The following is a 10,661-nucleotide window of genomic DNA, read 5'->3' as shown; positions in this document are numbered from 1 at the left end:
GCTAAGAATCTTAAATGAGGAGGCCGACATTGTCTGTACCAACCCACCCTTTTCGCGTGCCATAGAATATTGGCAGATTCTTATTAAAAGTAAAAAGAAGTTTATCGTTTTATCCAATATTACAATTCCTATCAGCCCGGGCTTTATTACTTATTTTGCCAAAAAAAAGGCATGGGCGGGGTATCATAGTGTTGATTGGTTTCTTACCCCCAAACGCCAGTTAGTGCGCGCAGCAGGGCATTTTTTTACCAACTTTGCTATTAAAAATAGATCCAATATTGCTAGGCTAAAGTTTGTACCTCTTGAGGAAATCCCTGATGTGTATAAAAGATTTGATGATAGCGGTATCTTACTCGTGGATAATAATTATATCCCCAATGACTACGATTTGCCTTTTGCAGTGTCGGCACGACAAATCTTAAATGGCGTGTTAGAGTGTGGGTTTAAAACGGTGCAACTAACGCAGTATATGCCCTATATTGGAGGCAAGTCAAAGTTTAAACGCATGCTAATCCAAAGATTGAGGTCATGAAATTTTTCCTAAAAGACTCTTTGAACTCTAGCGCGGTTGGTCTGTGAGCGCAAATAATAAACAACATCTATTACGGCAATAGGCACAAGAGGGACAAAGAAGTAGCACAAATGTGGGGGAAAGAATTTAAAAACTCCATTGATCTATAAAAATCTTGTCTTTGTTGGATACAGACTATCCATAAACCACATGTTTTATTAACACCTGTTATAATCTATAATCAGCCTTTCCTATTCTGTCAACAAAGGATTCCTATGAGTTATGGGCTGGATATGCAAACTATCCAAATGAACATTTTGGACTATTTGTCTAAAAATAAGTTTGTAATTCCTGAATACCAAAGACCCTATACTTGGACAGATAAAGAGTGTGTGCAATTATGGGAGGATATTACGGAGTTTTTTAAGGAAAATAGAAACGAAAATACTGAGCAAAACCCCTATTTTTTAGGTTCGGTTGTCATTTGGGATATTGATAGCAAAACAGGTCAACCCAACTCCCAAAAGCCCCATTTAATCAGTTATGCCATTAGTGATGAAAAACACCAAATTTTGCAGAACATCTTAGAAAATGGGTTAGAACAAGATGAGGCAGAGGACAGTTCAAATTATGAGAAAAATTACCGCTATTTTTGCAAGCAATTAGATAAATTTGCCGAAGGTAGACCAGCTGATTTTCAAGACCTATGTGTGTGCATATTGGAGTCTTGTATTGTGCTATCGGTTGAGTGTGGAGGGCAAGATGAGAAAAGACGATTAGAATATGCCTTGCGGGTCTTTAACACGCTCAATAATCGCGGAACTCCCTTAAACGATGCGGATATTTTTAAAAGCGTGATTTATTCTAACAAGAGCCCGCAAGAGCGGCAGGCTTTTATGGAGCAGTGGAAAGATTTAGAACAATTAGAATCTAACACCCAAAAAGCAGAAGGATTAACTTTTCTCTTTCGGCTTTGCATGCATGTTTTGCGTGCGCGCGATAAAAATAAAAGTCGTGAGATTGGTTTACGCCCTTTCTTTCTTGAAAAGAAGCGCGACCTACTTAAAGATGGCTCGATCATGCAAGATATTGAGAAAATGAGAAAATATTTGTATGGGAATAAAGAATCGCATAACTATAGCCTCAAATCCAAGCAGTTTATCCATGTGTTAGAAGTGTTGGATAATGAATATTGGCGCTATTTGGACGGAGTCTATTATGCATATTGCTTAGAAAAAAACAAGGATTATTTTGAAGGACACGGAGAATTTTTAATGCGTGTGTGTGCACATTTTTTAATCCACACAATTAGCAAAAATACCTCCCAGATTAAAGATCTAACCTACAACGCTTACACCTCTCTTTATCAAAACGGGTCTGTAAATTTTTCCCAAAACAGCCGTAACATTTTAGAGGGCGTAATTCCTGCTAAGGGTAAAAAAAAGGAGCAGACTTTCCGTGCCTATTTTGAAGACGCACAAAAAAGCCCAAAACTCGCAAAAACCCTCTTGACTCTTCATATGTATTTAAAATACCCCGATCAAGAAACAGAGGTTTGCAACAAGCCTGAAATTGAGCATATTTTTTCTAAAAAATGGCAACCAAACTATCCTAAGCTTCCTGATAAAGAGACACATATCTTAGTCGAATCCATTGGCAATAAAATCTTTTTAGAAAAAAAGCTTAATATCAAAGCTAGCAATGGGTATTTTGATGCTAAAAAGAATCAATACGCAAAATCTAAATTCTTAGAAGCCAAAGATTTAGTCAAACTCTCCAAAAGCAATTGGAGCTTAGAGGATATTAAGGCGCGTACGGAGGAAATCTATAAGCGCTTGTATGCGTTTTTCAAAGAGTACGCTGTTTGAGTATTAAACTCTCTAATCGCTTGATTACATTAATAAAATTAAGACCGTGTTTTGTGCACATTTTGCCATTGATTTTATCCGTGTTTATAAAGTCTTTGTGTTTTGGTAGTAAAAGTTTATAACAAGACTCAGTTGTTCTTTGAAAAAGAATAACCCACAAGTGCGCTACTGTGACATGCACACCGGTTAAAGACGGATTGAAAAGACTTTTAAAACGCAGATTTTTGCAAACCTTCCCACTTTTTTACACTGTTTCCAATTAAAAAGCCCCAATTTTGGTAAGAAAAATACCAATAATAAACTTCAGATTTGGTGGAGGATAGCGGGTTCGAACCGCTGGCCTCCTGCGTGCAAAGCAGGCGCTCTCCCAACTGAGCTAATCCCCCAAATTAAAAAGTGGTGGGCTTAAGAGGACTTGAACCTCTGACCTCACCCTTATCAGGGGTGCGCTCTAACCACCTGAGCTATAAGCCCGTATAAGACCAATAAAAACTAAGATTTTACTTTGTTATTTCTAAAAGTTTGCTTTTTAAATTTAGATCAAGTAACATAACTCTAACGGTTTTTGCTTAAAAAGCACACTTAAAGGCAAGTTAGTGAGAAAATTTATTTTATTTCTATTACTAGGCTGTATCCACGCACAACAAGGATTTTTTAAAGATTTTAAAGCGACAAATTTAGCCCAAAAACTCAATCTAGCCTCAAAACTTACAGAAAATCCACGCCCTTGTGCGCATTTAAAAGTCCAGTCTCACTACACGGCAACCGGAGTTAGAGAGCCTGATAAGTGTGCTAAAGAATTTAAAAAATCTGCCACGCTTTCTTATGATTTAGCGCTTGGCTTTTTAGTAACTCAAAATAAGCAATATGGTTTAAAAGCTAGGGAGTTTTTGCAAAGCTGGGCTCAAGAACTTAAAAGTGCAGACACATTACAAGCTCAAGACAACATTAACTTTTACATGCCCTATATGAACATGGCTTATTTGTATATCAAAAAAGAATTGCCTAGTCCCCAATATGAAGAGTTTGTAAGAGAGATGTTACATTATTCACAATCTAATTTGAACACTAACCATGGCGCATGGGGAATCTTATTTGATGTGAGTTCTGCACTTACATTAGGCGATCATGTACTTTTACAAAGAAGTGCACGCAGGTGGCAGGAGTGGGTATTAACAGCTATAGATCATAATGGAGTGATTGAAAATGCCATCACTAGAAGCGATACAAACAACTACCATGGCGGACCCACAAAGGGTATTAAAGGCATTGCCTATAGTAATTTTGCTCTGCTCCCTATTAGTATTGCGGCTGAATTACTCTTTGAAAATGGGATTAATTTATGGCAAAGCCAAGCAGGTCATAGATTAGCCACTGCCTATAATAAAATAGCAACATGGATACTAAACCCCCAAACTTTTCCCTATTTCCAACCTAATTTAGTAGGCGTTCATAACAATGCTTATTTCATTATTTTAGCCAGACATTACAATAGCCCTAGCGCTAACATACTTTTAAAGCAAGGGGATTTGCACGCCGATGGTTTTAGACTCAAACTTAGAACGGTGAAATAAAAGTTTAAGATAGCGCTTGGCCTAAAGGTTTAAGCTACCGGTTAGTGGATAAATTGTTTTAAGGGATTTTTAATGGTTAAATGGCTGGTTGTAGCGCTACAAAATTACTTCCCCTCTCCTTTTATTTTTGCTATTCTTTTAACCGCTATTGCGCTTTTAGGGGCTTTTTTGAGTACGGGACTTAGTCTTGCATTGTTGCTAGATAAATGGGGAGAGAGTTTGTTTTTGCTCCTTAAATTTTCTATGCAAATGCTTTTATTACTGGCAACCGGTATTGCTCTAGCAAAATCCCCTTGGATTAAAAAAGGCCTTAATTTTCTCATCTCTGGTATCAAAACCCCTAAAATGGCCATTTGGAGCATTACTTTTATTTCTCTTGTATGCTGTTATTTGAGTTGGGGATTTGGGCTAATTGTGGGGGCGATTTTGTCTAAGGCTTTAGCCCGTCAGGTTAGAGGTGTGGATTATCCTCTATTGGTGGCTAGCGCCTACTCGGGTTTTTTAATCTGGCATGGAGGGCTATCAGGGAGCATTCCTCTTAAACTAGCCACCAATGATGGGGATTTAGAAAAATTAAGCGCTGGGATTATCCATACCCCTATCCCTCTTAGCCATACCCTCTTTGCGCCTTTCAATCTAACAATAGTGTTTCTCTTACTTTTAGGATTGCCTTTAATTAATATGTTTATGCACCCTAAAAACCCCACCACTCTTGATCCAAACCTTCTTAAAGAGCAAACCCCCTCCTTGCCCCCGCCAACTTCTTTTGCAGATTGCCTAGATGATAGCCCTCTTTTGGGTTTATTTTTAGGCCTTTTAGGATGTGTCTATCTTATCATTACCTTTATCAACAAGGGTTTTTCTCTTAATCTTAATACCCTAATCTTGCTCTTTTTATTTCTAGGATTATTAGCCCACGCAAGCCCACAGCGCTATTTTAAAACTATGGAGCAAGACCTCAAGGCCACAACCGGTATTGTTTTGCTTTTTCCTCTTTATGCAGGTATCATCGGAATCATGGGCGTGAAAAATGTTGCAGGTGTGAGTTTTGCTAGCACTTTGGCTAATTCTTTAGCCCACTTTGCCTCTAAAGAGAACTTTGCCATCTTAAGTTATTTGAGTGCAGGATTACTCAATATTTTTATCCCAAGCGGGGGCGGGCAATTTGCTGTACAAGGCCCTATTTTAATCCCTAGTGGGGTGGCTTTGGGGGTGGATCCGGCTATTACTAGCATGGCCATTGCTTGGGGAGATGCGTGGACAAATATGATCCAACCTTTCTTTGCTCTACCTCTTTTAGGATTGGCTGGTTTAGATGCCCGTAGCATCATCGGGTATTTATTGGTAGGGTTTGTATATGCAGGGCTTGTTAGCATGGGTAGTTTGTACTTTCTAACATAGCTTGACTTAAGTTTTTTTGTGCAAGAATTACTTTTTTTGGAGGATTTTATGCGACCGCTAAGTTATTTGTGTTACCACCCTGTTATCTAATGGATCAAGACATTCATTTTTTCGTGCCTAGTAGCCGTCTGCGCTATCTAGCTTTAAGTGTGGGGCTTTTAGGGGTTGCTTTTGTGATAGGCATTATAGGGATGTATTTAATGCCAGAGAGTGTTACCCACTGGACTAAAGAAAAATTTGGCTTTTTAAGTTGGCTTGAAAATGTCAGTCTAGGACCGCATTTTGATGATGATCTTTTTATCTTTAACTGGGTTATGCACCCTTATTTTGGGGGCATTTATTACATGCAAGCGCGCACGGCCGGCTATCGCTTCCCAACCGGAGTTTTCTTTACTTTTTTAGTCTCTACCTTTTTTTGGGAATTTGGCCTAGAGGCTTTTGTAGAAATCCCTAGTATCCAAGACCTCATCTGTACGCCAACACTAGGTCCTTTAGTTGGAGAAATTTTCTACCACACCAGCAAGCGCCTACAAAATCAGGAAAGAAAATATTTAATCACTAAATTTTTAACGGGGCTAGCCTTATTTGCAATGGATTTTATCGGGTTTGTGATTCGTAATTTTGGTTTAGCAAAGGCCTGTGGCATCTATAATAAGAACGCCCCTGCTGTTTACCATAATACCACCGCAGAATGCTAGAATAAGTCCCTATTTTTATATAAGCGAGGTGTCTATGCATCTTCAAGTTTCTAGCCAAGCTAAGCTTCCAACACCTTTTGGGAAGTTTTGTATCCAATCTTTTAGAGAAAATAAAAATGGATCTGTTGTTGATCATTTAGTGCTCTTCACGCCTACCCTTTCTGAAATGCCTCTTGTACGCGTGCATTCAGAATGTTTAACAGGGGATGTGTTTTCTTCACAAAAGTGTGATTGCGGGGGCGAACTTAAAATGGCTATGGAGCGCATCGCAAGCAGTGGCAAACAAGGGGGCATGGTTATTTATCTGCGCCAAGAGGGACGAGGCATTGGTCTATTTAATAAAATCAATGCTTATGCTTTGCAAGATCAAGGCTATGACACCATAGAGGCTAATCAGGCCATTGGTTTTAAAGATGATGAGCGCGACTATGGCATTGTACAAGATATTTTGCGCTATTACAATATCCATAAGATCCAGCTACTCACCAATAACCCCAAAAAAGTAGAGGCCATCGGGGCTTTTGTGCAAGTAGAAAGATGCAGTATTTTAGTAGAAAGCAATTGCTACAACCACCAGTATTTGCAGACCAAGAAAAATAAAATGGGGCATTTGCTATGAGGTGTGTATGCTAAGTTTTGCCGAAGCACTTGAGGCAATCCAAACAGCTTTTTTAAGCCCGCTTGGTCTTGAAAAGGTCTTTTTTTCAGAGGCTTTAGGGCGGGTACTAGCTACAGATATTTATGCTCCCACAAACAACCCTAATCACCCTACATCTAGCATGGATGGCTATGCTTTCAGGCAAGCAGATTTCTCCACCCTGCAAGAGGAAGGCTTGATTGTTCAAGCCATCAACCCGGCTAATTTAGAGCCCCCTTTAACGCTACAACCCAAACATACGATTAAAACCTTCACAGGGGCTAAGATGCCCTTTAACAGCGATTCTTTAGTGATTGTAGAGGAGGTGGAAGTTAGAGGCGATAGAATTTTTCTAAAAGAACAAAGCGGGTTTTATAATTGGATCAGACCTGTAGGTTTTCACCAGCAAAAAGGAGAACTTCTGCTTAAAAAGGGCTCTGTGATTAATCCTTATGCCTTAGGCTTACTTGCAGACATCAACCAAGTTTTTATAGAAGCGTATAAAAGGCCTAGAGTGGGGATTTTAAGCGGAGGGGAGGAAATTATAGAGGTGGGGGCATCTGGTGAGGGGGTACGCAGTGTGAATAACCACATGATTAAGGCTATGGTAGAGAAAATGGGAGGGGAGGGGGTGCTTTATGCGCTATTACCGGATAATCAAGAGAGCATAGAACAGGCCATTTACAACGCCTTTAGAGATTGCGACATGGTTATAACTACTGGAGGGATGAGTAAGGGCGATTTGGATCACACCCAGCATGCCATAGCCAATATCAGCGAAATAGCTTTCAAATACGCAAGAATCAAACCGGGTAAACCTGTGGCTTATGGCATTTATGCTAAAGACGGCACGCATAAGCCCCTTTTAGCGTTGCCGGGTAATCCTTCCTCAGCGGCGCTAACTTTCTACCTCTTTGGGCATGCAATCTGGGCGCATTTCTTTGAAAAGCCCTACACTCCCCCCTTTGTACAGGCTATCTTAGAACAAGATTTAGAGAAAAAAGAGGCACGCATGGAATTTAAAACCTGCCATGTGTATTTAAAAGAGGGGGTTTATTACGCTAGCATACCCAAGCGCTCCCATTTGCATGAAAGTGAAAGCGCGCTTTTGGTTTTAGAGGAGGGGGGTCGCTTGTATAAACAAGGCGAGGCTGTACCCCTTTTATTGCACCATATCTTTTGAAGGAGTTAACATGGTTTATGTGAAATTTTTAGGCCCAATTAAAGAGGAAACTTTTGAAGTAGAAGCAAGTAATTTAGAAGGTTTAAGACAGATCTTACACGAAAAACAAAACTTGCACTCTTGGCTTTCTGTGAGCGCGGTTGCTATCAATGGAGAATTGATAGAAGATATCCACACTCCGTTGAGAGCTGGCGATGAAGTGGTGTTTCTCCCACCTGTTTGTGGGGGTTAAATGTTAGAAATTATAGCCGGAGCTCTAAATACAGAGGCGCTTTATAAGAGTTGGCAATCTTTATGCCAAAAGCAAAATTGCGGGGCGCTATGTGTCTTTACGGGGGTAGTGCGCGCTGAAGGGGAAAATTTTAAAAGGTTTAAGACAGATCTTACACGAAAAACAAAACTTGCACTCTTGGCTTTCTGTGAGCGCGGTTGCTATCAATGGAGAATTGATAGAAGATATCCACACTCCGTTGAGAGCTGGCGATGAAGTGGTGTTTCTCCCACCTGTTTGTGGGGGCTAAATGTTAGAAATTATAGCCGGAGCTCTAAATACAGAGGCGCTTTATAAGAGTTGGCAATCTTTATGCCAAAAGCAAAATTGCGGGGCGCTATGTGTCTTTACGGGGGTAGTGCGCGCTGAAGGGGAAAATTTTAAAGGGTTAAGCTTTGATATTTACCCGCCCCTACTAGCTAACTGGTTTAGTCAATGGGAGCAAAAGGCTAATCCTTTAGGCGTGCAGCTGTGCATGGCTCACTCTAGCGGCGATGTACTCATAGGGCAAAGTTCTTACATGGCCGGTTTAATAGCAGCACATCGCAAAAATGCCCTAGAACTTTATGCGGATTTTATAGAGGATTTTAAGCACAACGCCCCCATTTGGAAATACGATCTCATAGGCGAGGAACGGGTTTATGCTAGCCAAAGAAGCCACCCGCTTAGAGGCAGTGGGCTTTTGGCATGACTAATATAAAAATCGGGGTGGTGGTGGCTAGTGATAGGGCTTCTGCTGGATTGTATGCAGATGAGAGTGGAAAGGCCATTGAGCAAGTTTTAAGCGAATATCTTTTAAATCCGCTAGAGTTTGTCTACCGCCTTTTACCAGATGAGCAAGATTTATTAGAGCAAACTTTAATAGAGCTTGGCGACAAGGCAGGCTGTGCACTCATTGTTACAACGGGGGGCACGGGTCCGGCTCTGCGCGATGTAACCCCTGAGGCCACAGAGGCCATTTGCTCTAAAATGTTGCCCGGATTTGGAGAGCTTATGCGCGCTACGAGTTTAAAATATGTCCCTACGGCTATTTTATCCAGACAAAGCGCGGGGATTAGAGGTTCTAGCCTCATTCTTAACTTACCCGGAAAACCCAAAAGCATCCGCGAATGTTTGGAGGCGGTTTTTCCGGCTATTCCTTATTGTATTGATTTAATCGGTGGCCCCTTTTTGGAGGCTAATACACAAAATATCCAAGTTTTTCGCCCTAAAAGATAATGCCACTAAGCCATTTAGACGCACACAACCACCCAACTATGGTAGATGTAGGGGGCAAGCAAATTACAGAGCGCAAAGCCATAGCTAGCGGCAAAATTAGCATGCAGCCACAGGCTTATAGAGCCATTGTGCAAAAAAACATCGCTAAAGGTCCTGTTTTACAAACCGCTATCATTGCAGCGATTATGGGGGCTAAACAAACGAGTCATCTTATCCCTCTTTGCCACCCACTTAATCTTAGCAATGTAGAGGTTAGGGTTATAGAATGTGAAAATGAATGCGCTTTTGTGTTAGAGGTTGAGGTTAAATACAGAGGGCAGACGGGGGTTGAGATGGAGGCTTTAGTGGGGGTTTCTATCGGGCTTTTAACTATTTATGACATGGCTAAGGCACTAGATAAAAGCATGGTAATAGATTCTATCAAGCTTTTAAGTAAAGAAGGAGGCAAGAGCGGATCGTATCTGCGATCTTAAAAGCTTTCTAATCCAAGATCAAGTATACTAGGAGTTTTCAGAGGTGTATTTAAATAATAAGGAGAATCGTGCAACTTAAAACATGGCTAATAGGAATGGCTATTATCACTCTTTTTGCAGGCTGTGGGCCAAATATTATCACAACTAATAATGTTCCTTTGCGGCTGGCTTATCAGTCTAAATCTCCTCAGGCTAGAGCCACTAATCAAGAGATCATTTTACTCAAACCCACATTGCGCTATAGCGATAACATTGCTAAAGAGTATGCAAACCAGTTTAAAAAACAAATCATGCTCAAAATCCAAGCGATACTCAATAATCGGGGTTATAAAACTTCTATTTTAGATGTGAGCGATAAAGATGATCTCTCCTTTGCCCAGAAAAAAGAAAGCTATTTAGGGTTGGAGTTAAGTGGGGAAGTTGTTTTGCGCCCTGATCCTAAAACCACTGAACAGAAAAAATCTAGTCCGGGTTTGATTTTTTCTACTGGTATGGATGTTACAAAGGGCGTTCTCCTCTCTATGGGCTATATTAAAGTTGTCTTTATTGAACCAAGTAGCGGGGAGGCTATTGATTCGTTTATGATAGATTTGAGCGAATTAGACATCAAACAGCCCTTTATCCGCTCTAGCAGATCCGAGCACACAGGAGGGCTTTTAGGCTCTTTATATAAGGGTAAAGACGACTCTAATGATGCGGTAAAAACATCTCTTAATAAGATTTTTGCAGAGGTGATGGAAAGAATTGATACCAAAGTAACCCGGGATAAAATCCGTTCCTATGCTAGAGATATTGCGGACTTAAAGGCACAACACAAGTATTAGTTC

General features: G+C 40.4%; 13 protein-coding genes and 2 tRNA genes. 13 read left to right on the top strand and 2 right to left on the bottom strand.

Translation table 11 applies throughout. The features are described from left to right. The coding region (locus G6Q06_RS06200) for an adenine-specific methyltransferase EcoRI family protein (protein WP_240329288.1) at window positions 1–532 on the top strand (532 nt) is incomplete at its 5' end. A 254-nt stretch (window positions 533–786) separates the two neighbouring features. Next, window positions 787–2,379: a DUF262 domain-containing protein gene (locus tag G6Q06_RS06195; RefSeq protein ID WP_163566039.1), complete on the top strand. Its 1,593-nt coding sequence runs from the start codon at window positions 787–789 to the stop codon at window positions 2,377–2,379. A gap of 310 nt (window positions 2,380–2,689) precedes the next feature. Here the strand turns inward: G6Q06_RS06195 and G6Q06_RS06190 are convergent. Then, window positions 2,690–2,765 (bottom strand) — tRNA-Ala (locus G6Q06_RS06190). An 11-nt stretch (window positions 2,766–2,776) separates the two neighbouring features. Continuing rightward, a tRNA-Ile gene (locus G6Q06_RS06185) sits at window positions 2,777–2,853 on the bottom strand. Window positions 2,854–2,975: 122 nt separating this feature from the next. Here G6Q06_RS06185 and G6Q06_RS06180 point away from each other — a divergent pair. The 11 genes from G6Q06_RS06180 to G6Q06_RS06125 all read left to right on the top strand — a co-directional run bounded on the left by G6Q06_RS06180 (window position 2,976) and on the right by G6Q06_RS06125 (window position 10,658). Beyond that, window positions 2,976–3,953: an alginate lyase family protein gene (locus tag G6Q06_RS06180; RefSeq protein ID WP_163566038.1), complete on the top strand. Its 978-nt coding sequence runs from the start codon at window positions 2,976–2,978 to the stop codon at window positions 3,951–3,953. 72 nt (window positions 3,954–4,025) lie between these two features. Further along, window positions 4,026–5,354 carry a TIGR00366 family protein gene (locus G6Q06_RS06175; RefSeq protein WP_163566037.1) on the top strand — a complete coding sequence of 443 codons (1,329 nt, stop codon included), beginning with the start codon at window positions 4,026–4,028 and terminating at the stop codon, window positions 5,352–5,354. An 89-nt stretch (window positions 5,355–5,443) separates the two neighbouring features. Continuing rightward, on the top strand, window positions 5,444–6,052 hold the full coding sequence (locus tag G6Q06_RS06170) for a DUF3943 domain-containing protein (RefSeq protein ID WP_163499621.1): 609 nt from the start codon (window positions 5,444–5,446) through the stop codon (window positions 6,050–6,052). Between the two features lie 34 nt (window positions 6,053–6,086). Further along, window positions 6,087–6,671 carry a GTP cyclohydrolase II gene (gene ribA, locus G6Q06_RS06165; RefSeq protein ID WP_163534005.1) on the top strand — a complete coding sequence of 195 codons (585 nt, stop codon included), beginning with the start codon at window positions 6,087–6,089 and terminating at the stop codon, window positions 6,669–6,671. Window positions 6,672–6,678: 7 nt separating this feature from the next. Further along, window positions 6,679–7,872 carry a molybdopterin molybdotransferase MoeA gene (locus G6Q06_RS06160; RefSeq protein WP_163566036.1) on the top strand — a complete coding sequence of 398 codons (1,194 nt, stop codon included), beginning with the start codon at window positions 6,679–6,681 and terminating at the stop codon, window positions 7,870–7,872. A gap of 10 nt (window positions 7,873–7,882) precedes the next feature. Further along, complete coding sequence (locus G6Q06_RS06155; RefSeq protein ID WP_006564137.1) at window positions 7,883–8,104, top strand: MoaD/ThiS family protein; 222 nt, start codon at window positions 7,883–7,885, stop codon at window positions 8,102–8,104. Window positions 8,105–8,219: 115 nt separating this feature from the next. Continuing rightward, window positions 8,220–8,393, top strand: coding sequence for a MoaD/ThiS family protein (locus G6Q06_RS08865; RefSeq protein ID WP_163566049.1), 174 nt, complete (start codon window positions 8,220–8,222; stop codon window positions 8,391–8,393). Continuing rightward, window positions 8,394–8,834 (top strand): molybdopterin synthase catalytic subunit, encoded by a 441-nt coding sequence (locus tag G6Q06_RS06140; protein WP_163566035.1) that lies wholly within the window; start codon window positions 8,394–8,396, stop codon window positions 8,832–8,834. Next, window positions 8,831–9,361 (top strand): molybdopterin adenylyltransferase, encoded by a 531-nt coding sequence (gene mog, locus G6Q06_RS06135; RefSeq protein ID WP_163566034.1) that lies wholly within the window; start codon window positions 8,831–8,833, stop codon window positions 9,359–9,361. The genes G6Q06_RS06140 and mog overlap by 4 nt, the downstream gene beginning before the upstream one ends. After that, window positions 9,361–9,834, top strand: coding sequence for a cyclic pyranopterin monophosphate synthase MoaC (gene moaC, locus G6Q06_RS06130; RefSeq protein WP_163566033.1), 474 nt, complete (start codon window positions 9,361–9,363; stop codon window positions 9,832–9,834). The genes mog and moaC overlap by 1 nt, the downstream gene beginning before the upstream one ends. Before the next feature lie 95 nt (window positions 9,835–9,929). Continuing rightward, a complete protein-coding gene (locus G6Q06_RS06125) occupies window positions 9,930–10,658 on the top strand; it encodes an HpaA family protein (RefSeq protein ID WP_205435956.1) in 729 nt (242 codons plus the stop codon). Window positions 10,659–10,661 lie beyond the last annotated feature (3 nt).

It is taken from the genome of Helicobacter suis, assembly GCF_902196135.1.
In the GTDB taxonomy this organism is placed as follows: domain Bacteria; phylum Campylobacterota; class Campylobacteria; order Campylobacterales; family Helicobacteraceae; genus Helicobacter; species Helicobacter suis_A.
This window is presented reverse-complemented; position numbering and strand designations above follow the sequence as displayed.